Raw genomic sequence first — 20,808 nt, forward strand, 5'->3', positions numbered from 1 at the left:
GGCCCCATGCTGTCAGGACCGACCGACGAACCCGGCCACGGGCCTCCCTGCTGTGGAGAACCCGCGCCCGCTCACTGGTAGGTGACCAGCGACGGCGTCGGCTGCACCTGGGACATGGTCTGCTCCGGCGTGAGCATCGGCGTGTCCTCGTCGTAGAAGTTCTTCCAACCCCAGTGCAGTCCGTCCGGGCCGCCGGCGTGCAGCGCCTTCCACGTCGCCTGCTTGTCCGGCTGCGACCCCTGCCCGTCGACGTGCACGAGCAGGTCGAGCTCCGGGTGGGACGCCAGCGAACCGCGATCGGACACCATCGAGGACCGGAACTGGTGCAGGACGAGTGCCTTCGGCGGCAGCCCCTCGCGTCGGACGAGCCCGGCGAGCCACTTCGACACGCCGTTCACCTCTGCGGCGCTGACCGTGCCGATCTGCTTGAGCGGAACCTGGTCCGGGCCGAGTCGCCACTCCGGGTCGAGCGCCAGCCACACGTCCGGACGCTGCAGCAGCGACTCGTACCGCTTCGCCTGCGACAGGAAGTCGATGCGTCCGGGCTGCAGGTCGATGATCGTCGGCATGCCGGCCCGGTGCGCGGCATCGACGTACGGCTCGAGGGTCGAAACCGGGAGCTCGCGCGAGTAGTCGCCGTCGTCCCCGGCCTCGCCCGCCGCGACCGTCGCGATCACCTCGAACGCGGGCGTCACCGGCACGTCCGACAGCCCGCGGTACTCCGCCGCGAGTTTCCGGGCCCGCTCGACACTCGCGGCCGGGTTCTGCTCGCCGAGGACGCCGAGCACCGGAGCCCCGGGCGCGCCGTACAGGGCCGTGTACCGGTGTCCGTCGAACGGCCGCTGCCCACCCGAGCCGATCCGGTACCCCGTCTGTGCCGCCCGCACCACCCACTCCGGGTCCCCGAGGTCCGCGAAGGACGCCCCGAGCAGCAGCGTCGGATGGCCCGCAGCCCGGTGCATCGCCCGGACGACCGACCCCGATGCAGCCGGGTCCGACACGCCCGAGGGCATCTCCACCAGCTGAGCGCCGGCAGCCCGGGCGGTCGCCACCGCGGCAGCGTCGGCCGACCGATCCGCGACGAGCACGGTCTGCCGGGAGGCCCGCCCCGCCTCCGCCCGCTGGCCCGCCTCCGGTGCGTCCCGCTCCGGCGCCTTCGTGTCGAGGGTCACGCTCCCGACCGCCTGGTACCAGGACGCGCCGAGCCGATCGAGCTCACCGGTCACGGCCTTCGTCGACGCCGTCGAGCCGGAGTCGACGAGCAAGGCCGGCACGTGCGCGCGGACCGCGGCGCTCGCCGCCTTCCGCACGGCGTCGGCATCCCCGGCCGGTGCGACGACGGCACCGGGAGCGGACCGGAACAGGGCGCGACTCGCCCGGACCGACCGCTCTGCGGCCGACTCCTGCGCCACCATCGTCACGGCGTCCGACGCAGCGCGGGCCAGCGTCGGGCGCGGGGCCGGCGTGGCACCCGAACAGGCGGCCACCCCGAGCACGAGACCGGCCACAGCGAGTGCGAGCAGGGAACGGGCAAGACGAGAACGCATCGGCCCACCCTAGGAGCCGAGCGGTCGTCACCCTGAGAACCGCATCCGTGCCGGCTCGTAGAACGGGAGCATGCACCGACAGGCCGACGACCGACCGCTCATCGGGCCGGTGGCGGCTCCCGACCTGCACTGCATGACCCTCAACCTGCGCCGGAGCGTGCCCCGACCCGCCGGGCACCCGGACTCGTGGGAGCACCGCCGGGACGCCGTCGTCGCGCTCGTCGCCTCCGAAACGCCCACCGTCCTCGCCGTCCAGGAGGCCCTCCGCCCCCAGGCGATCGACCTCGCCACCGGCATCGGGTCGCGCTGGGAAGCCCTGTTGCTCGGACGCGATCGGTACGGCGACGGCGAGGCCGTCGGGCTCCTGGTCGACACCGAGCGCTGCTCCGTCGTCGAGCGCCGGTCCTGGGCGATGTCCCGCACACCGCTCCGCCCCGGCTCCCGCTCGTGGGCGACCGCGTTCCCCCGGCATGCCGTCGGCGCCGTCCTCGACGACCACGCCACCGGTCGTCGCTTCCTCGCACTCGCCACCCACCTCGACGTCGTATCGCCCTGGGCACGCCTCCGCTCGGCGCAGCTGCTCGGCCGGATCATCGCCCAGTCCGGCCTCCCCGCCGTCGTGATGGCGGACTGGAACGCGCCCGCCGGGTCGGCGCCCTGGCGCGCACTGGCGGAGGCGGGCGTCCCCGACACCTGGGGGCGGGCCTCCCGGCACGAGACGGCGGAACTCGGCACGTACGCCGCCTACCGGGAGCCGCGTGCCGACAAGCCGCGCATCGACGGCGTGCTCGCCACCGAGGACGCCGTCGTGTCCCGCGTCGCCGTCTCCACCCGGCGACCCGGGGGAGTGTGGCCGTCCGACCACCTCGCCGTGCACGCCGTGCTGTCTTTCGGGACCACCGCGTGATCGCGACCCTGGGGACGACGTTCCTGCGTCGGCCGCACGGTGCCGTCTGGGCTGCCGACGTGCTGCGGGTCCTGACGCTCGTCAGCGTGCCCGTCGCCACGGCCGTGTGGGGCGGGGTGGCGTTCGCCGTGATGTCGCTCGCGCTGCTCGGCGCCGTCGTCCCGCGCATGCTCGGGCTTCGACCGACGTTCGACACGGCCGTCGTGCTGCTCTGCCTGGTCGCCGCGTGGAGCAGTGCGCTCGACTGGTACACGACCGTGTTCCTCTGGGACAAGGTCGTCCACGTCATCCTGGTCGGACTGCTCGCGGCGCTGCTCGTCGTGATCGCCTCGGACCTCGGCGTCCTCGCGTCGGCCCCACGTGCCGGCGTGCTGCTCTCCGCCCTCGTCGCGCTCGCCGCCGGGATGGCGGTCGGGTCGGTGTGGGAGATCGGCGAGTGGCTCGGGCACAATTTCGTCGACGACACGATCGTCGTCGGGTACGACGACACGATCGGGGACCTGGCAGCGGACGGGCTCGGGGCGCTGCTCGCCGGGTTCGCGCTGCCGTGGCTGTCGCGGGAGCGGCGGGTCGTCCAGCCGATGCACCTGCGGGGGTGACGCGCCCGAGTCCGGTCCCGTGGCGCGGTGGGGCTCGCGCTTCCGCTATGCTTGACGGGCTGCTCCACGCTCGGTCGGGTGTGGGGCGGGGCTCGCGGTCTCCCTCGTGGAGACGGAGTCTGGGTCCTCAGGGGCTCGCGGGCTGTAGCGCAGCTTGGTAGCGCACTTGACTGGGGGTCAAGGGGTCGCAGGTTCAAATCCTGTCAGCCCGACCGAAGGGGTGTCTTAAGAACCGTCTTAAGAACCCAACAACGAAGAGAGGCCCGCAGCCATAAGGCTGCGGGCCTCTCTTCGTTGTTGTGGGTCTCCGGGCTCAGGCGGGCCTGGTTGCCGCCTTCGCTCGCTTCGACCGACTGGTCTTCGTGGCGGCTGCTCTCTCGGCGGCGACCTTCGCCGCCTTCTCCCGTCGAGCCTTGGCGCGCGCCTGGCGGACCTCGAGGTCCGGAACTCCACCCGGGAGAGTGCCTGTGTACTCGTTGAAGAACTTACGGTCTCTGCGCCGCTGGATCGGCGGTTTGCGAGGGGGACGGTTCTCGGCTGCTCGGCGGTCTTCGATCTCCTTTGCCTTGAGGAAGTCGCAGATCTGCTTGATGTTGAGCGCGACGAGCAGGAACGTCAGGAAGACGTAGCCGGATGCGAAGCCGCGAGACTGTCTGTTCAGGTGGTCGTGCAGAGACCCGTACTTCGGAGCCTTGAGCATCGAATTTCCGTTCTCGATGAGGTTGCGCGCGTAGCCGTGGAAGTCGGTCCACTCGCGGGACTTGTACCGCAGGGCTTGGGTGAGCGGCGGCAGGTGCTCCTTCGGGAACTTGACGGAGTCCTGACAGCAGATGAGGGGAAGGTCGTCGCCGACCGGGTAACCGGGTTCGCTTGGGTCCACCTCGTCCATCGTCAGCAGCTTTGCTTCGGATACCCGTGCTCGGGTCTTCTTGAGCGGGCACTTGATACGAGGGCTGTCGCCGGATGCGGGGCACATCATGGTGATGCTGCCGTCGGCGTTGGGACGTGACTTCGGTCGCACCTCCCACTTTTCCCGCTCGTCGACGCGCGCACGGTAGGTGACTTCATCGATCTCGCCGTCCTTGACGTGCTTACTGGCCATCTGGAGCGACATGAGCATCGCTGGGCAGTAGGCAGCGCTTTCGATGAAGATCGCTCCGGCATACCCGCCTCGGGGACCGAGGCGGTCGTCACGCCATTCGGTGCTGGCCTCCCAGCCGAGCTTCCGGACCGGGTCGTAAAGCCGCTCTGGCTTTGCATTGGCGAAGTACTCCATGTCGGCGTCCGCGATGCCAGGCAGGTGTCCGGCGCGGACGATCTGCTCGAGGACGAACGCGGCGGCTTCGACGTTGCCGCTGCCCGGGATGCTCAAGGTAGCGCCGAGGATGAGCTGTGGAGCCTTGCATCGGTCGTCCGTCTTGAGGAACACGCGGCGTGCGATCGTGGCGTTCCACCCCCAGAGGTAGTCCTCCTCAGTCTCGTACTGCGCCATCTGACCCGGGGGAGCGTCGATGCGCTTCGACGTCTCGGTGACCTTCCATGCCGCGAAGGGGGACACCGGGCCCGAGCGTGGCTTACCGGCGGCTGCCAGTACACGGTCCTTCTCGATGCGCTTGGCGATCTTGTCCTTGTTGTGCGACATGCCCGTGGTCAAGGGAGCACTCATGTGCGTGCCGTCGAAGCTGACGTCGACCTCCTTGCGCTCGGGCGCGTTGCGGATGGCGCGCGGCTGGAGGTAGAACGACATGGTGAGGAATCGAGTCATGAACTCGGCAAGGCGCGCCTTGCCGATGGCTTCCCGCTCCTCATCGAGGTTCTCCATGGTTGCGGCGTTCTCCTCGACTGTCTTCGCCGTGTAGCGGTCTTCTCCGAGGTGAGGGTCGACGATTGAGATGAAGCGGCGGTGGGCGTTGCCGACGTTTTGCTGCCAGTTCTCGACCTTCATGAGCGACTTCTTGCTGTTCGGCTTGGGCAGGCCGAGCTCTTCGCGGGCTCCGTCGGTGAGCATGCCGTAGAAGACAGACCCGATTTGGAGGATGAGTTGCGGCTGACCCGCAGTGGTCACGAGCATCCACCCGATGAGCAGGTTCTCGACGGAGATGAGTGCGGGAGCGCCTCCGTTCGACTGCCGGAAGCCCTCTTCATGGCGCCAGATGGCGTAGGCGTCCATGACCCCGGTGGCCCTGAGGCGCGCCTTGGCGAGCTTGACGGTCTTCCGGTTGAAGACGGAGAAGCCGGAGCGGGTGTCTGCGATCTCGTTGTCGCGGAGGCGGATCTTCGAGAACGCTTTTTCCTTCGCGATGTCGTAGACCGAGCTTTCCTGCACCGACGCGCTCTTGCGTCCGTCCGTCTCGAAGAACCGCATCGCCTCGCCGTTGCTGATGCCGTGGCCGCTCATCGGGTGGCTCCCGCGACGCCCGTGATGGTGTCGAGGTAGTCGTTGATGTTCGTCGAGGAGGCGTGAGCGTAGTAGTCGGTGACGGAGGCGAGTGCGGTGAAGCCGGCGACTTCTGCGATGACGTCGAGCGGAACGTTTGCGTTCAGGAGGCTGACGATCCATCCGGAGCGGAGACGCGTCGGGGTCAGCCGAACTGGTCCCGGGTGCGCGCTGATGAACGACTGGATCGGACGCGGTGCGTACTCCTCGAACTCGTAGCCGTGGAAGAGGAGGTCCTCGTCAGTAGTGAGCGCCTGGCCGAGCGTGCGGATCCACTTCGCGCTCACCGGGACGCTGCGCTCAGAAGCGCCGCGCACGGTGACCCAACGCCGGTCGCCGTCGACGACGATGTCGCTAGTGCGCACAGCGATGATCTCGGCCGGGGTGAGCCCGGCCCCGGCACCGAGCGCGAGGAGGGCCGCGCCGTTGCGTCGCGCCTGCGCGGTGGATAGGGCGATCTGCCACGAGTGCAGCTGGGCCATCTCTGCGCTTGTGTAGGGCGCCAAACGCTGTGATGGGGGCGGGGCCAGGCGGCTGGTGCGTTCTCCGGTGAGGCGGGTGGTAACCGCGCCGAGGTGTCGAGTGATGTCGAAGCGGTACACGTCGGAGTGGCTCTGAAGGACAGTGTTGACGTAGAGCGAGATGGTCGAGTCGCGGAAGACGCGCTCGGCGGTGAGGTCGCAGCCGGTGTGCATCCAACGCCACGACACCAACCCCGCCACCATGGAGAGCAGCCGGCGTGTGTTCGAGTACGAGGTCGGCGCCATGGCGCGGACGACCTCGCGGACGAGCGGCCCCGTGGTTGCGTAAGCGGCGCGGTTGATGATGGGCACGTAGTTCTCGATGGCGTCGTCGATCTTCTTCGCCGTGGACGAGTTGATCGGGCGGGCGTGCGGCTTCGGTCGAGAAGAGCGCGAAGTCGGGGTTTCGGTCGTGTTCTTGATCACGAGGGGCCCTATGCGGGCCGGTTCGGACCAGCTGGGACCTTCGGAAGTCGGCCCACCGGAGCGGCCCGAGCTGGGCCCACTCGGAAGGGCACTGTTGCGCTAAAGCAAGGGGAGGAACACCCGGTAGCGGTCGAGTGAGGCGTACGTCTGAACGCCCGATTCCAACAGCAATGTGTCGACGGGCGTGTTCTTGGCGAGTCGTTCGCACAGCCATGTGGAGCGCATCCTTGCGGGCCGGATGTCGAGGTCGGTAGCGGTCCGGCGGACGAATTCGGCGACTTGGCCAGAGGCCGCCGAGTGCCGTCCGACGCGGAACAGCCAGTCGTCGTGGTCGAGAGTGTCGATGGCTCGACGGAGGACCGGCTGCCAATCGTCCTCCACGGGGACCGTTCGCCGGCGGGCATCCCGCACTCGAACGGTGCTGCCATCGAGTGTGACGTCTCGGTGCCGCACGGCGAGCAGTTCACGCGTCGGAAGGCCCGCGCCGAGTCCAAGAGCGAGCAGAACGCTCGCATCGCGCCGAGCAGTAGCGGTCCCGCGGGTCCTGGCCCAGGAGTACAGCTCCGCACGCTGCTTGGCGTCGTAGGGAGGGGTCGGTGTTGACCTGCCGATGCCGTGTAGTGGCGTCGTCGGTATCTCGGTGACCACGACTTCGCTGACGCGGAGCAGCTTGCCACGCACCGTATTCTTCGTCCCTCGGCTCATCCCTGGCATGCCATTGATGACGAAGCTCTCGATGCGGCTGCGACGGAACATCTTCTGCCGGTCCAGGTCGAGCGCCTTTGTCTGCCAACACCACAGCACGAAGGGCGTGAGGAACGGATACAGCGACCGAGACTCGACACCGAGCTCAGCGCTGACGTCGTCCACAAGCGCGGTGAGAAATGGCCCGATCCGATCCCACCATGGCAGCGCGAGCAGCGGTGTGTAGGTCGGGGACGAGGAGGAGTCCGAAGTCACGACGTGCAGCCCTTCCGTAATGCGACCTGCGGAACGGTAGCGATCTCGACGACGGAAGTCGTCCTGTTTCTGGCCTCGGATCGGCGTCTGGCGGGGTGGCAACACGAACCGCTATCCGTCCGCGCATAGGCGTCCCGAGGCCGACATCCGGCCTCGGGAAGGAACCCCGTGCCGGAAGACAGCATCGCCCTCAAGCACTTGCACTCACGCTGGGAGGCCATCGCCGCACGCCCCGCTGTCGAACTCTCGGCAGACGAGCGGCGCAGCGTGGAGTTCTATCTCGCCGATGTTCAGAGCCAAACCAGCGTTGAGCCGCATGTGCAACGGTGGCTCAGGATGGTTCACGAACTCGACCAGTTCGTGCGTACGCACAGCCGACTTCCACTGGCTAGCGCAGCGCGCCCTCGACCTCGAACACGCGAGCAGCGACTGGTCGATCAACTCGCGTACCAGCGGCGCCCATCCACGCACACGGCGTTGGTCGAGTATCAGCGAGCACGCCTCGAGGCGCTGCCGGGCTTCCAATGGGAGCCGCAGGATGATCGCTGGGGTGCCTGGCTCGCGCAGCATCAAGCGTTCTGGAATCGTGAGCAGCGGCCGCCACGTCGACGAGCGACCGACGCTCAAGAGGCGAGCATCGCACGCTGGGTCGCGCATCAGCGGGCATTGGAGCGAGCAGGCACCCTCCCCGCGGACCGCCGTGCACGCCTCCTCGCGGCATCGTTCAGAGTGTTGTAGACCGAGTCCGGAGGGAATCGCGGACGAGCTCAATGCTTTCGCGGCGTGAGTCAGGAAGGACCGCGCACTGTGTTGGGCTGCCTGTCCGGATAGCGCCCGGTCAGCGCGACGATCAGCGGACTAGGTAAGTGATACGACTCTCGCACCTCGTCTCCCGCTGCACGAAGTGTCCGATGCCGAGTTCGGTCGGCGACCGGCTAACGGATGCCCGCTAAGCAGGGATCGCTCCTGGCGCTGGCGCTGGCGCTGGCGCTGGCGCTGGCGCTGGCGCTGGCGCTGGCGCTATCCGCTTTGCAGGCCAGTGACCTCGCCGCCTCGAGGACTGAGGTAGAGGCATCACCGATGCATCGGTGGCCCCATGGATGTGCTTCAGTGTGCCGCCATGGATGTCCGTGGTCACGGGTAGCGTCCGACCATGACCGAACCTCTTCTTCGCGCCCTCCGCGAAGTGATGCTCGACGAGACTGAGCCCTTGGCCGGTCTGCTGCGAAAGTGTCTCCTGCTTGGTGCCGAGACTGGGTCGGAGTCTTTGAGGACGTGGGCGCGAGCTGAGCTCAAGGGCTACCCGCCCGAGGGTGACGACGTTCCGGCTTACCGAAAGCTCCACGGAGTGCCAATGGTCATGGATTCGATGAGTGGAAACACTTGGGCAAAAGGGCAGAATCTAGCCCGCCTTCAAGTCCCGGCAAAGGCTCGAGAATACGTCCCGGAGTTCATCTCGTTCGTGCAGCCGGTTGAGGAGTTGGCGCAGCTTGCGCAGCAAAAGCATCTCAACTTTGGACACGCAGGTCTCGCGATGGCGCAGACTGTATGGAACAGCGAACTCGGGCCGTATCAAAGTGTCGTTTCGCTTGCGTTTGTAGTCCCTGGCTCTTTCTTGCGTGGGATTTTGGCGCAGGTGCGCACGAATCTTGTCGATATGATCGCTGACCTCACAGCGAGCACTCCCTTAACGGAGTTGCCTGGGCGAGCAAGTGTGGACGCCGCGGTGAGAGAGCATGTGGGTGATGTCTACAACACCACAGTTCTTCAGCCAAGCGGCCCAACGGCGATCGGGCGGGAGTCGTCGGCCAACGCAGGTCTGAGCATCGCGGATGCGGTAGCCCTGCTCAAGGAGGTAGCCAAGGCCGCAAACCAGTTGGAGCAGTCACAGCAAGCTGATGTCCAAGCTGCTGTGCGAGACCTCGAGGCCGCGATGACCACGGAGGGAGCTGAGTCGGGTGAAGTCTTGCGGCGCACCGGGAAGCTCCGGAGTTTGACCGAGAAGCTTGGTGGTACCGCTTTGACGGCAGCAACGAGCAGCGCCGTGTCCGCGATCACCGAACTTGCTCTGCAAGGCGCATTCGGCTGATAGGGGCCACCCAGGCCGGCGTGAGAGGCGCCGTTACCGGCGCCAACGAAAGTGGGGCACAGCGCCCCCGACCGTGCGCCAACGAAAGCGGGGCACAGCGCCCCCGATCGTCCGGTTGTCGATCGGCGGTTTCAAGGGGTCGTTGCAACGGGTGGTTGTTTCGGTTCTGACAGTAGCTGCTCGAATGCTTCTGCCGGGGTCCGGTAGTCCAGCGTCTTGCGGGGTCGTCCGTTGAGTTCCGTGGCGACTTCGAGGAGACGTTCCGGGCTGTGGATGCTGAGGTCGGTGGACTTCGGGAAGTACTGCCGGAGCAGGCCGTTGGTGTTCTCGTTCGAGCCGCGCTGCCAGGGCTTGTGCGGGTCGCAGAAGTAGATCGCCAAGTCGGTGGCGAGGGTGATGTCTTTGTGCCGGGCAAGCTCCGTGCCCTGGTCCCACGTCAACGACCGACAGAGATGCACGGGCAGGGTCTGGATGGTGGGGATCCGCGCGTCGCGGACGGCGTCGGCGCTGTGCCCGTTGGGTAGGTGCAGCAGCATCACGTAGCGGGTGGTGCGTTCGACGAGAGTGCCGATAGCACTGCGCGCGTTCGTACCGACGATCTGGTCTCCTTCCCAGTGACCGGGAACGGCCCGGTCATCAGCTTCGGCGGGGCGTTCACTGATCAGGATCATGTCGCGGATCTTCGACCACGACGCCCGCCTGGGCTCACCACGATGCCGGCGGATGGCACGGCCGGTGCGGAGATGTGTGTGCAGGTCAGCGCGCAGGTGGCCGCGGCCCTGGACGAACAGGGACTGGTAGATCGTCTCGTAGGACACGTGCATCTCCGGCCGGTTCGGGAAGGACCGGGCCAGGTCATCACGGATCTGCTCCGGGGACCAGTTCCGCACCAACCGCAGCTCGACCTGCAGGGCGAGCTCGACCCGGTCGAGCTTCCGCGGTTTGGGCCGGCTCGCTCGGACGCGGCACCGCTTCTCGGCCGCGTATGGCCGGTAATCACCATTGCGGGAGCTGTTCCGGGCGAGCTCTCGACTGATCGTTGATGGCGCCCGCCCGAGTTCTGCTGCGATCCGGCGAATACCGACGCCAGCCAGCCGCAGGTCGGCGATCCGGAGCCGTTCCTCCTCGCTCAAGTACCGGCCGGATCGAGGTGTTCGCTCGAACGGGTTCTTCCCGCGAGCGGCTTTGAACCATCGGTAACCCTGACGTGGATGCACCCCGACAGCATCGCAAGCAGCGGGGCTGCTCATGCCCTGTCCGAGTAGCTCCCAGAATCGCGCCTCCCGGGCACGCTGCTCCGGCCTGGATCCCATCTGCAACACTCCCAATCACGGTGGTGTTGCAACGACCAGCTGAACCCAAGATCGGCTATCGGACGCTCGGTGCCTCCGCGACAACACCAAACCGTGGAGAGGCCGAGTACGTCGGGAGAGGATCACGGTGTGAACTTTTCTTCCGCTCGATGCGGATACAAGGTGTGAGCACAGATAGTGAGCTGATCCGGCTGTCGCTGGACCAACCGTCCGCGTTCGGGGAGCTGTACGCCCGACACGCACGCGCCGTGTACCGCTACGCGGCAAGCCGCGTCGGAGCCGAGGGTGCAGAGGACGTGTTGTCGAACACGTTCCTCGCGGCCTTCGAGCGCCGCAAGCGCTTCGACACGACCGTCGCGTCCGCGCTGCCGTGGCTGCTCGGATTCGCCACTATCGCGATCCGGCAACACCGCAGACAGGAACACCGCCACCTGAGTGAATCCGTCGACGAAGACGCGCTCGCACTGGTCGGCGTCGATGACGTCGCCCAGCACGCAGCCGCCCTCATCGAGGTCATGCGAGCGGTCGCGCGACTGTCGCCACGAGACCGCGACGCGTTGCTGCTGCACACGTCCGCGGACCTCAGCTACGAGGACGTCGCCGCGGCGCTTCACGTCCCCGTCGGCACAGTCCGATCACGCATCAACCGGGCGCGAACGCAGCTTCGGACCGCAACAGGCAGGGGCGCAGCCCCGGAACAGGAACGAACCAATGGACGAACTGCAACTGCTCCGATCGGGGACTGTCATGTCTGAGCCAGATGCGGCAACCCTCGACCGCGGCCGACGATCGCTCGACGACCGGATCGCCGGGCGCGGTCGCTTCTCCTCGCTGCGCAAGCGGCGGATCGGACGTGTTTCGATCGGCATCGGCGCTGGAGCGCTCGTCGTCGGTGCTCTCACCGGAGCCGCCTACGTGACCTTCGGCCCGTCGAAGCTGCCGTACGACCTGCAGACCGCGGTGCCGTACCAGCACGCGTTCGTCGAGTGCATGGCAGACGACGGCTGGACCGACGTCGCGGCCTCATCTCCCGAGGGCGAGAACTGGGTCCGCATCCGGTTCCCGGACAACACCGAGGCGAACCAAAAGGCTGTGGATGACATCGGCGCTTGCCGTGCGTCCGTGGCGAAGAAGAACGGCGTGAGCGTCGCGGTCGTCACCGGCAGCGACGAATGACCACCACGCCGCGGGAGACGATCAGACCCGATGCGCTGAGTCTTCCTCCAACGCAGCCAATCGACATCACGCCATGGGTGACGGAAGCTGGCGTCAACCAATCTGCATGACGAACGTGAGCGGAGTTGCCCCGAAGGGCGGCTCCGCTCTCGTCCGTGTGGCCGGCTACCGATCGGCTAACGAGACGAGTTGTGCTGCTTTCGCGCAGCGAGGGAGAACATCATCGGTACGCGTTCGTTGCCGTCGGCAAGCGCGTAACCAGCTGGCGTCTTGACGAGATTGGGAATGGGCTCCCATGGCATGGCGGTGTATTCGTGGAAGGCCTCGATTTGAAGCCCCGCAGCCAGAATGGAGGTGAAGATGTCGTCCAGGGAGTGCGGCCACTCGTACGTGGTTCGGTTCGTGAGAAGGGTGTCGCTCGCGTACGTGGTCCCGGAGTCGAATCGTTGGGCTTCGCCCGCTCTAAAGTATGGCTCGGTGACGACGAGGGCGTTGTCTTCTCGGTCGTATTGGAGGGTCATGACCATGGGGTGTGCCTCATAGAGGAAGAACAGCCCGCCCGGTTTAAGGAGCCGTTCGACCGCGCGCGCCCACGTGGCGAGGTCCGGAAGCCACGCGAGGACCCCGACGGTCGTGTAGACAACGTCGAATTGCCGGCCGAGCTGATCGGGGGCGTCTTCGTTGGATGTTTGGACGAAGGACGCATCGACGCCGGCCCGAGCAGCAAGCGAGGTGGCTGTAGCGATCGCGTCACCGGATAAGTCGGTGCCGACGACTCGTGCCCCGAGCCTGGCGAGACTGATCGAGTCAACCCCGATGTGGCATTGAAGGTGCACGACGTCGAGCCCGGTGAGAGACCTGTCCGGGAGGTGGGGGGGGGCATGACCTTGGCTTCGAACATGACCCGGTTGGCGGAGGGGTCGTCGGCGAACTCAACCGCCTTGTAGGCGATGAGGTGATCTGAAACTCGTTCGTCCCAGTTAGCCCGGTTGGTCTCGATCTGGTCATGAGTGGACACGGCAACCCCCTAGTGAATGAGCAAAGCCGACCAACTTCGCAGAACGCTCCGCGGGCCGCAACACGTGCACGGGCGAGGAACGGAAGGTCCGTCCCGGTAGCCGATCGGCTAACGGACGGTGAAGTGGTTGGAGATACGGTGCCAACGTGACCTTAGAAGAACTGCGCGAGCTGACCGTGCTCGATGCCGCATTCATCATTCAAGTACGCCGTATGCGCGTTCGCATCGAGGAGGTCTTCCCGTCCCTGACGGTCGAGAAGAATGCTCAGATACAGAAGTGTGTCAGTGAGTTCGAAAGCGCTACGTTCCGGTGGGGTGCGGAGACCATGGACATCTTCTTCCGGCCCGATCTCAACGACGAGTCGCGTGATCGCGCGTTCAAGCAGCTAGGAGAACGTCAGAATCGGGAGTACGAGGAGCGTTGGAGTGACTTCTCGGAGGACAGCCGCAGAGCGGGAGAGAATCGAGGGCAATTCCTCAACCGGTAGCCCATCGGCTAACGGACGCCAAGAGTCAAGTGCCTGTGTAGTGAATCTCGACCTTGCCACCGAGCTCCCTGGTAACGTGTTCGCTCAAGCGTTGACCCTCGGCGTACCACTCCGCTTCGCGTTCCTTTGAGACGAGCCACGGCTGATTCATTCGCGCATGGTCGAGGTAGTAGTCGGTCCAAGTACGGAGCTTCGTGGTGAGCCCGGGCGAGAGCCCGAGCGATGACGGGGTGAGCATGCCGCCATCCCAGAGCGGCCACTGGGCTTCGTAGTCGCAGAACATGTTGATGCGACGGCGCTCCGGATCGACCATGCCGACAACGTAGCCGCGTACTGTCACGGATCGGCTACTGAGATAGTCGCTGGTGTTTTGGCAGCAGTCGGAGCTACCACCTCGCCCTCGCCAGTGAGCGCTTGTACCCGCTGCCGACAGGTGGCCCCTCGCAAGGCTTCACGGCGTTCACGAAGCAGGAGCACCACCGTTCGATCCCGTCGCCCTGGTCCTGTCAGAAGGATCAGCGCTTCCAGCCGGGCACCCCGAATGTTCGTGGGTGTCCGGACTACCGTGCGGGCCATGCGCCGCTTTTCGCGCCGACCACTGACCGTCGGGATCATGATGCTGATCTGTGCGGGACTGTTGTTCGCGCACCCGGCGCAATCTGTCCGCTTCATCACTGGCGGTGCCATTCTCTGCGTCACGGCGGCTGCGGCGTTCTACTTGTCCTGGGCAATCCCGCGGTGGAGGCTCACCCGTATAGCGCGACGGTCGCTCTCAGAGGAAGACGGCCGGAAGCCCAACGAAGAAGCTCACGACTGACACGCTCTCAGACGTCGGGCGTTCCGAGCTTCGCTCGCCGGACCGAGATCTTGCTCCCTGGCGGTGGAACACGTACGTGGTGGGATGGGCTATCGAGACGGGGATTCGACGTTCAGGCAGAGGCGAGAGTCGTTGCCGTTTGCGCTGCGCCGACCCAGTCAATGTGAGCCTCTTTGGCGGCGGCATCGAGGACGCCCCGTCCGCGGACGGCTCGCTCGGTACCGGTGTGGAGCGAGCTGCCCTTGGTCTAGTCGAATCAAGGTTCGGGCCTTCAGCTCGAACTTAGCCGCTACCGGTGCAATTCGATCTACCCCGCTGCCCACCATTTTGAGGACGACCCGGCCGACACGAACCGACGCCCGCGCTTCGGAGTCATTCTTCAAGGTACGTCAACTTCGACCATCAGGCCGTCCAGATGGCCGTTCTCCGGGCTCCTATAAGTTCTCGCCCGGATCGTCGCGCAGCCGAGCGATGAGAGATAGGGCGGTGTCTCGCAGTTGGTTCGCCAATTCCACGTAGTTGCGAGCCGCCCCGGAAGTCGGAACAGCTTCACCGTGAGCTACGTGATTCCGCAGCGCGAGGAGATTGTGCACCGCCTCGTAGTACTTGCTGGAGATTACTTCGTTCTTTCGAAGCTGGTCTAGAACCACACGCGGATTCTTGCTCGGTCGGCCGGGGCCTGCCGTAGCGGCCCGAAGATCAAACAGTACCTGCGTTAGCGCCGTCCACGACATCATGATCGCTCCGGACGGGTCTCGGCTGGGATCGGGCACATATGGTTCAGCAATAGGTCTTTCTAGACCGGTGCCGGGCTCGTCAACCGGGTCAGTGGGGTCGCCGCGGGTGCCGGCGCTATACGCGGTGCCGCTAGCAGGGTCGTCGCTGTTCCTCTGCGTGGGAGAAGGGCTAGTACTAACGCTGTCGTCAAGAGGGGTAGCAGGGTCAGCGAGGGTCTTACCGCCATCGCTGGCACCAAGGCTGGGCGCTGGTCCGCCACCAGGCGCGTCTTGGCCGATCCTGCGTAAGCGCCAGCGCCAGCGCCGGCCCCAACCCCACCCCCAGCCGCGTCTTTCTGCACGCTCGCCATCAAGAATCGACTTTTCGGTGTCCTCCAAAAGCTCCTGAAACTCGAGTTCACCTCCAAATCCCTTTGCGGTTTTGATGCGATCAACCAATTTGCGCAGAGGCTTCAAAAAGATGAGCACGATCACAAGCGCCACCACGGGCCACGAAAGAACTTGTTCGGTCATGCCTAGCGCAAACTCTTGCCAACCCATCCCCTGATCATGGCAGAAAGGGGGCTTGCTGGCCAACCCCCAGTAGTGGCCCCAACTGAGACGACGACAGCAGAGCGCCACCCGTCCGGCTACAAGCACCCAACGCCATCACCGGGTCAAGCGCCTGAAGTGAGGTTGCGATCCACGGCGTTTGTCCCTATCTGCATACGAATGTGGTCCGTCGAAACCACGAATTTGACGAGCTCACAACCGGTGGTACGGCGAGCCTTCCTCCGAGCTCGTTTCAGACACCGGAGAAGCGCCTGTACGCTTGAGCCAGGATGACTGAGCGAATCGACGACAATCAGCCCGGCGCTCCGATGGACCTCGCTGCGACGGAGACGACCCTCGACGAGTTCGACAGGATCTTCGCAGAAGAAGAGGCCGAGGAGCGCGTGGCCAACGCCATCAGCAAGGATCCCTGGGCATTGCCGTTTGAGGACCTCGAGATCATGCAAGCCATGTGGCGCGGCGTGAACGACACGACCCGGCGAGTGGTCATCGGTCTGTTCGAGAACTTCCAGGCAGCGGGCTACCAAGCACCGCAGTCATTCGCGACCCTCGATGGGTCCATGCTCGTCGCCTTCGACAAAGCAACTCAGACGGACGATCGCCGCGTGGTGTTCAACGTCAGTCCTGCTGGCGCAATCTACGACTACAGGGCATCCGACGGCGCTGGAGCTGCGGTCTCCGAGGAGGCGCTCAACGCTCGGGCAACGGCTGTCATGTCACTCACATGACAGGGCTCCGGTCGTCGGGTTCATCCGGGGAGGCATCTTCACCACCGGTCCGCGCGAAGATCGCGCCTGCGGGGCCCGCACGACTGGGTCGTCGCAATCATCCACTTGGCTTGGCTGCGGGTCGGCCCCCGCGATGGTGCCTGCTGCGGTTGCGAACCACCGCCGGCTTCCTGGAAAGACCATCGCACAAGGTGCATCGGATCAGCGCTACACCCGATATATGACAGTCTCCCTGATCGATGCCCTTCGCGATGAAAGGCGATGTGCGCCCGCACTCACCGCCGAGCACGAATCACCGTCACGTTGAGGCGATTCGCTGCCCCATGCCCGAGTCAATTGACTCTGCCATGAACAGGCCTCACATTGCCCATCGCGGATGACTGAGCCGCAACGACCGCAGCCGAGCGCATGAGCAGCTCTCTCGTTCGGGCTACGCTGTTGCCGATCGAGAACACGGGGGACGAGATGATCACCTTTACTGACTTCCTGCCAGTACCTGACCCATCGCGGACGAAGGTGAAGTTCAACATGCGGGCCGGAGTCGGCGGTTCGGCTGCATGGGACCTCTTGCTGGATGACGAGGAAGGCTGGCTCGATCTCAACCGATACCGCGATCGGGGACCCAGCAACACCTATGGCAACGCGAAGTACGTTCTCACTTTCGCCCAGCTTCCCTCTCATGGTCCGCAGTACTTCGTGTTCGGTGGCTTCTACGAGGTGACCGCGCTGGAGCCAACGGTCTATGAAGGGACTGGCTACGCGCTGCGCCCCATGCCGCAACACGCGGAGTACATCAAGCGGCTCGTGATTCGCCTTGCGAAGCCGATCGGCCGTGACGTCTATCTACGTCGTTACGAGTCGCTGCAGGACGGTCCGCTGAACCCGGAAGTGTTCGAGCTCTCACCTCAAGTAAAGCTCGGCGGTTTCCCCGGGTACCAGCACGTGCTCCTCTCACATGCCAGCATGCAGCGCATCATCTCCTACGGAGAGCCGAGCTGGCGAGAGGCGCTATCGAGCGTGAAGGGTGTCTACGTCATCACCGACGCCGCGACGGGCAAGCTTTACGTCGGCTCGGCGTCAGCGGAAAGCGACGGCCTGTGGGGTCGATGGTCCGACTATGCGAATGTCCGAAACCTGACCGGCGGCAACAAGGAATTCGAAGCGCTTCGACGGACGCTTGGCGACGACTACATCGTCGCGAACTTCCAGTACACGATCCTGGAAGTGTTCGACCCGAAGACCCGGCCGGAACTGATTCTGCAACGGGAGAACTTCTGGAAGAAAGCGCTTGTGAGTCGTCATCACGGGATGAACCACAACTGAGCTTCCTAATCGTCGCGCGGCTACGCCCTGACCGTTTAGGCGACGCCGACGCGACGATCTTCGGGACTGCTGCAGGTTCGGTTGACTCGTTCGTTTAGGCCGCGAGTGCGACCTGTGGGTTGATGATCGTCTCGTACTCGATCGGGGTCAACTTCCCGAGACCGCGTTGGCGTCGTTTCCGGTGGTAGGTCGCTGCGATCCAGGTGATGATCGCCAGTCGGAGCTCTTCGCGTGTCGCCCAGCGTTGCCGATTGAGGACGTTCTTCTGCAGCAGGGCGAAGACCGATTCCATGGCCGCGTTGTCCGCGCAGGCGCCGACTCGGCCCATTGATCCGAGCAGCCCGGCGTCGCCGAGCGCGCGGACGAACTTCTTCGACCGGAAGTGGCTGCCGCGGTCCGAGTGGGCGACCGTCCCTGCCGGGTTGCGGCTATGCACCGCCATCTGCAGAGCCGCGACGGCAAGCGAGGACCGCATCCGATCGCCGATCGAGTAGCCCACGATCCTGCGTGAGCAGGCGTCCTTGACCGCGCAGGAGGGTGTGCGCCAACTCGCCTACCTCCGACGCAGCGTCTCGCTCGGCAGCTCGCCGAACCGCTTCACATAGGCGGACGAGAACCGCCCGGCCTGCGCGAAGCCCCACTGGCGTGCGACCCCGGCGACGGTCGTCTCGCTGACCGAGTGGTTCCGGAGTTCGGTCCGCACCCGGTCGAACCGGATGGTGTTCGCAGCTTCCGGCAACGGCTTTCCCCTGCGAACGATCCGGACCACAGAGCTTGGGCGCGGGGTCAGGAGCAAGAGAAGCTACCGGCCGTGTCTCATGTTCGTTATGTGATGAGGCGGAATTGAAGCACCTCCCGGCGTCGGGGTGCGGTTGACTGACCGCATGAGCCAGGACCCAATCTGGAGTGATGACGCTCTCCACACCTCGAACATCCCGGGACGCGAGCAGTTTGCAGTCGCCCTGGCGGCTCGCATCGATCAGACTCCGCTGGAGCACAATTCGACCGTATTCGGGCTCGTTGGCGCCTGGGGAACCGGTAAGACAACGCTTCTGTCCGAGATCCGAACGCACCTTCAAGCGGCGGACTGGCAGATCGTTGACTTCAGTCCGTGGTCAGCGGGAGACGTGGGGTCGATCACGAGCGAGTTCGCTGTCGCCCTTGCAAGCGCTTTCCCCGACAAGTCCGGGGGCAAGTTACGGGAGGCGATTCTGAAGTACGCGCGCTTCGGCACGCCAGCGCTGGCGCTCATCCCCTTCGCGGGAGCAACGGTATCGGGGCTGGCAGACGCTGCGCTCAGTGAACTCGGTACTCGGCCGCCATGGCAGGTCACCTTCGATGACCTGAGCAAGCAGATCGCGCAGCAGGGGAGTCGAGTCCTCATGGTCGTCGATGATGTCGACCGTCTGGACCACGACGAACTCCGCTCCTTGCTCCGTGTTGTTCGTCTCCTCGGCCGATTCAGGAACGTGCACTACCTGCTTGCTTACGACCAGATCACCATCGACCACAAGCTCCGTGCGAGCAACGCCGACGGCGGCACCTCCGAGTTCATGGAGAAGATCGTTCAGCATCCGTTTGAAGTCCCACCAGCACCCCTGGTGACCCGACGAAACTGGTGCAGAGCCCTTGTTGAGGAGCACGGAGGCGACATCCCCGCCGGCCTCTTGGATAGTGGCGGTCTTGAGCCGAGGGAGGACCTCGTTCGTCTTCTCGCTGACGGTATAGAGACGCCACGATCCGTCCTGCGACTAGGGGAACAATTGCAAGGGCTCGCCCCTCTGCTAGCGAATGCTGAGATCGACCCGCTGGATTTCATCGCGTTGACCTGGCTGCGTATCTCTCAACACGCGGTTTGGAACGATGTCCGCACCCGACCTGAGCGGTACCTCCATTGGACACAAGATGACACCAATGATCTGCCTGATCCGCGGCTTGAGCACCTCCCGGAACTGGTAGTGCGGGGACAGGTCCCAGTCGTAAGTCGAATCCTGCAGTTCCTCTTTGAGAGGATGACAATGCCTCGGTCCGCCCAGCGGAAATGGCGGCTCCATAACGAACGCTACTTCCATCGCTACTTTGTCGTTGGGCTTACCGAGGCGGACGTCAGCGAGCGCCTCGTGGACGCAGCGCTGGAAGCAGCGATCGAAGGCCGCCCCGACGATCCTGCGCTCGACGAGCTCCGAGGGATCGTACTCGGGCCTGACGGCGAACGTGGCACTCTTGCGATGGATCTCGCGCAAGCTGCCAGGAGCGGCGCGGCGCGTTCCTCCCGGCTGCTCGTCGACTTCCTTCGGGATATCCGGAACGAACTCGAAGACCTCGGTGAAGACAGGGCGGGGCGGACGGCGGCCGTGGACCGCTGGCTCGTACACGAAGCGGAGGTCGCAATCTCCTCACACACTTTCACGCCTGACGAGATTGTGGAGAAGTTCGGCTATAACCTGCTCGTGCGAGCAGGTTATGCGGCGCGACGAAACCATCGAACCGACTTCTCCAGCTTCCGTGCCCCATATGACCGCGCCATCAGGAAGTGGGTTGAACGGCAGAGAACCATCGGTGGCTTTGCGTCAAGTAACGGTGACGAGCTTCCAACGATGACGGCGTTCGCGGTGGCGCTCCTGGGTGCTGAATCGCGGGGGTTCCTCGGCGAAACGGTTCGGACTATCGACGACCTTCTCGCTCTTACTGGCCGATTCGTGACCTACAGCTATTGGGTCGGCAGCGGCTCCCACTATGAGTTGACGTTCAGGCGAGACGAATTCGTCTACGCGGTCGGTGACGCTCTCCAGAACTTCGTCCCCGATCTGCTTCCATCCGTTCCCGACATCCCGGATTACGACCATGACGACCTTGCCGAACCAAACCTCACGGTCGACGAGCGTCGTGACTTCGCGATTCGCCGATTACGCGAAGTGCTGGCGCCAGCTGAGGAATGATGGCTGCCGGGGAGTTGTGAGCGGGTGGCGGAGCCGCTCTTAGTGGCCGACAGGCTGCCAAGGCAAGGCCGATCGTTGTTGGGTCGTCGCTACGAAGAGCCTCCAACCACTGCTGATCGACGTCCGCCATCCGGTCGTTCACCGGCCAGCGGTGGTCCGTCAGCTTTGCCCCGCGCCGTCGCGTCGCAGATACCCCGTCCGGATTGTTTCTCACCGGGCTGCCCTAAACGG

The 20,808-nt window shown here is 65.1% G+C and carries 19 protein-coding genes, 1 tRNA gene and 1 pseudogene; 11 read left to right on the top strand and 10 right to left on the bottom strand.

Annotation, left to right across the window (positions count from 1 at the left end; genetic code table 11):
* Positions 1 to 71: 71 nt before the first annotated feature.
* Positions 72 to 1,547, bottom strand: coding sequence for a hypothetical protein (locus DEI97_RS05910; protein WP_146248188.1), 1,476 nt, complete (start codon positions 1,545 to 1,547; stop codon positions 72 to 74).
* A 70-nt stretch (positions 1,548 to 1,617) separates the two neighbouring features.
* Between DEI97_RS05910 and DEI97_RS05915 the strand changes: the two genes are divergently transcribed.
* From DEI97_RS05915 to DEI97_RS05925, 3 genes are all read left to right on the top strand, one after another.
* Positions 1,618 to 2,454, top strand: coding sequence for an endonuclease/exonuclease/phosphatase family protein (locus DEI97_RS05915; RefSeq protein WP_111075476.1), 837 nt, complete (start codon positions 1,618 to 1,620; stop codon positions 2,452 to 2,454).
* A complete protein-coding gene (locus DEI97_RS05920; protein WP_111075475.1) occupies positions 2,451 to 3,053 on the top strand; it encodes a DUF2238 domain-containing protein in 603 nt (200 codons plus the stop codon). The genes DEI97_RS05915 and DEI97_RS05920 overlap by 4 nt, the downstream gene beginning before the upstream one ends.
* 138 nt (positions 3,054 to 3,191) lie before the next feature.
* Positions 3,192 to 3,265, top strand: a tRNA-Pro gene (locus DEI97_RS05925).
* Between the two features lie 101 nt (positions 3,266 to 3,366).
* Here DEI97_RS05925 and DEI97_RS05930 read toward each other — a convergent pair.
* From DEI97_RS05930 to DEI97_RS05940, 3 genes are all read right to left on the bottom strand, one after another.
* Positions 3,367 to 5,451, bottom strand: coding sequence for a hypothetical protein (locus DEI97_RS05930; protein ID WP_111075474.1), 2,085 nt, complete (start codon positions 5,449 to 5,451; stop codon positions 3,367 to 3,369).
* Positions 5,448 to 6,437 carry a tyrosine-type recombinase/integrase gene (locus tag DEI97_RS05935; protein ID WP_111075473.1) on the bottom strand — a complete coding sequence of 330 codons (990 nt, stop codon included), beginning with the start codon at positions 6,435 to 6,437 and terminating at the stop codon, positions 5,448 to 5,450. The genes DEI97_RS05930 and DEI97_RS05935 overlap by 4 nt, the downstream gene beginning before the upstream one ends.
* A 99-nt stretch (positions 6,438 to 6,536) precedes the next feature.
* A complete protein-coding gene (locus DEI97_RS05940; RefSeq protein ID WP_111075472.1) occupies positions 6,537 to 7,397 on the bottom strand; it encodes a site-specific integrase in 861 nt (286 codons plus the stop codon).
* Positions 7,398 to 7,565: 168 nt separating this feature from the next.
* Between DEI97_RS05940 and DEI97_RS05945 the strand changes: the two genes are divergently transcribed.
* Both DEI97_RS05945 and DEI97_RS05950 read left to right on the top strand, forming a co-directional pair.
* Positions 7,566 to 8,135, top strand: a complete 570-nt coding sequence (locus DEI97_RS05945; RefSeq protein ID WP_146248186.1) for a hypothetical protein — start codon at positions 7,566 to 7,568, stop codon at positions 8,133 to 8,135.
* 415 nt (positions 8,136 to 8,550) lie between these two features.
* Positions 8,551 to 9,486: an AbiTii domain-containing protein gene (locus DEI97_RS05950; protein WP_111075469.1), complete on the top strand. Its 936-nt coding sequence runs from the start codon at positions 8,551 to 8,553 to the stop codon at positions 9,484 to 9,486.
* Between the two features lie 131 nt (positions 9,487 to 9,617).
* On the opposite strand, the gene DEI97_RS05955 is transcribed toward DEI97_RS05950, so the two are convergent.
* Complete coding sequence (locus DEI97_RS05955; RefSeq protein WP_502866661.1) at positions 9,618 to 10,736, bottom strand: IS30 family transposase; 1,119 nt, start codon at positions 10,734 to 10,736, stop codon at positions 9,618 to 9,620.
* 227 nt (positions 10,737 to 10,963) lie between these two features.
* Here DEI97_RS05955 and DEI97_RS05960 point away from each other — a divergent pair, with 227 nt between their 5' ends.
* Together DEI97_RS05960 and DEI97_RS05965 are read left to right on the top strand one after the other, a co-directional pair.
* Entirely contained in the window at positions 10,964 to 11,554 is a 591-nt protein-coding gene (locus tag DEI97_RS05960; protein WP_258376743.1) for an RNA polymerase sigma factor, read from the top strand.
* Positions 11,547 to 11,975 (top strand): hypothetical protein, encoded by a 429-nt coding sequence (locus tag DEI97_RS05965; RefSeq protein ID WP_111075467.1) that lies wholly within the window; start codon positions 11,547 to 11,549, stop codon positions 11,973 to 11,975. The genes DEI97_RS05960 and DEI97_RS05965 overlap by 8 nt, the downstream gene beginning before the upstream one ends.
* Before the next feature lie 176 nt (positions 11,976 to 12,151).
* Here the strand turns inward: DEI97_RS05965 and DEI97_RS05970 are convergent, their stop codons facing one another.
* Positions 12,152 to 12,811, bottom strand: coding sequence for a class I SAM-dependent methyltransferase (locus tag DEI97_RS05970; protein WP_111075466.1), 660 nt, complete (start codon positions 12,809 to 12,811; stop codon positions 12,152 to 12,154).
* A gap of 328 nt (positions 12,812 to 13,139) precedes the next feature.
* On the opposite strand from DEI97_RS05970, the gene DEI97_RS05975 reads away from it, so the two are divergent.
* Positions 13,140 to 13,481 carry a hypothetical protein gene (locus tag DEI97_RS05975; protein WP_111075465.1) on the top strand — a complete coding sequence of 114 codons (342 nt, stop codon included), beginning with the start codon at positions 13,140 to 13,142 and terminating at the stop codon, positions 13,479 to 13,481.
* A 25-nt stretch (positions 13,482 to 13,506) separates the two neighbouring features.
* Here the strand turns inward: DEI97_RS05975 and DEI97_RS05980 are convergent, their stop codons facing one another.
* Positions 13,507 to 13,794: an immunity protein CdiI family protein gene (locus tag DEI97_RS05980; protein WP_111075464.1), complete on the bottom strand. Its 288-nt coding sequence runs from the start codon at positions 13,792 to 13,794 to the stop codon at positions 13,507 to 13,509.
* 938 nt (positions 13,795 to 14,732) lie between these two features.
* Complete coding sequence (locus DEI97_RS05985) at positions 14,733 to 15,575, bottom strand: hypothetical protein (protein ID WP_146248184.1); 843 nt, start codon at positions 15,573 to 15,575, stop codon at positions 14,733 to 14,735.
* A gap of 281 nt (positions 15,576 to 15,856) precedes the next feature.
* On the opposite strand from DEI97_RS05985, the gene DEI97_RS05990 reads away from it, so the two are divergent.
* Positions 15,857 to 16,315: a hypothetical protein gene (locus DEI97_RS05990; protein ID WP_146248183.1), complete on the top strand. Its 459-nt coding sequence runs from the start codon at positions 15,857 to 15,859 to the stop codon at positions 16,313 to 16,315.
* A gap of 408 nt (positions 16,316 to 16,723) precedes the next feature.
* On the top strand, positions 16,724 to 17,638 hold the full coding sequence (locus DEI97_RS05995; RefSeq protein ID WP_220039225.1) for a GIY-YIG nuclease family protein: 915 nt from the start codon (positions 16,724 to 16,726) through the stop codon (positions 17,636 to 17,638).
* 94 nt (positions 17,639 to 17,732) lie between these two features.
* On the opposite strand, the pseudogene DEI97_RS06000 reads toward DEI97_RS05995, so the two are convergent.
* Both DEI97_RS06000 and DEI97_RS06005 read right to left on the bottom strand, forming a co-directional pair.
* A pseudogene (locus DEI97_RS06000) lies at positions 17,733 to 18,170 on the bottom strand (transposase); the annotation flags it as partial.
* Between the two features lie 21 nt (positions 18,171 to 18,191).
* Positions 18,192 to 18,407, bottom strand: coding sequence for a helix-turn-helix domain-containing protein (locus DEI97_RS06005; protein WP_258376742.1), 216 nt, complete (start codon positions 18,405 to 18,407; stop codon positions 18,192 to 18,194).
* A 115-nt stretch (positions 18,408 to 18,522) separates the two neighbouring features.
* On the opposite strand from DEI97_RS06005, the gene DEI97_RS06010 reads away from it, so the two are divergent.
* Complete coding sequence (locus tag DEI97_RS06010) at positions 18,523 to 20,577, top strand: KAP family P-loop NTPase fold protein (protein ID WP_146248182.1); 2,055 nt, start codon at positions 18,523 to 18,525, stop codon at positions 20,575 to 20,577.
* Positions 20,578 to 20,808: the final 231 nt, after the last annotated feature.

This window comes from Curtobacterium sp. MCLR17_032, from assembly GCF_003234795.2.
Classification (GTDB): Bacteria; Actinomycetota; Actinomycetes; order Actinomycetales; family Microbacteriaceae; genus Curtobacterium.

Bases quoted from the DNA above. Each gene is read 5' to 3' on its own strand.
- DEI97_RS05910 (WP_146248188.1), bottom strand. From the start codon at position 1,547: ATGCGTTCTCGTCTTGCCCGTTCCCTGCTCGCACTCGCTGTGGCCGGT.
- DEI97_RS05915 (WP_111075476.1), top strand. From the start codon at position 1,618: ATGCACCGACAGGCCGACGACCGACCGCTCATCGGGCCGGTGGCGGCT.
- DEI97_RS05930 (WP_111075474.1), bottom strand. From the start codon at position 5,451: ATGAGCGGCCACGGCATCAGCAACGGCGAGGCGATGCGGTTCTTCGAG.
- DEI97_RS05950 (WP_111075469.1), top strand. From the start codon at position 8,551: ATGACCGAACCTCTTCTTCGCGCCCTCCGCGAAGTGATGCTCGACGAG.
- DEI97_RS05955 (WP_502866661.1), bottom strand. From the start codon at position 10,736: ATGAGCAGCCCCGCTGCTTGCGATGCTGTCGGGGTGCATCCACGTCAG.
- DEI97_RS05965 (WP_111075467.1), top strand. From the start codon at position 11,547: ATGTCTGAGCCAGATGCGGCAACCCTCGACCGCGGCCGACGATCGCTC.
- DEI97_RS05980 (WP_111075464.1), bottom strand. From the start codon at position 13,794: ATGGTCGATCCGGAGCGCCGTCGCATCAACATGTTCTGCGACTACGAA.
- DEI97_RS05985 (WP_146248184.1), bottom strand. From the start codon at position 15,575: ATGGGTTGGCAAGAGTTTGCGCTAGGCATGACCGAACAAGTTCTTTCG.
- DEI97_RS05990 (WP_146248183.1), top strand. From the start codon at position 15,857: ATGACTGAGCGAATCGACGACAATCAGCCCGGCGCTCCGATGGACCTC.
- DEI97_RS05995 (WP_220039225.1), top strand. From the start codon at position 16,724: ATGAGCAGCTCTCTCGTTCGGGCTACGCTGTTGCCGATCGAGAACACG.
- DEI97_RS06010 (WP_146248182.1), top strand. From the start codon at position 18,523: ATGAGCCAGGACCCAATCTGGAGTGATGACGCTCTCCACACCTCGAAC.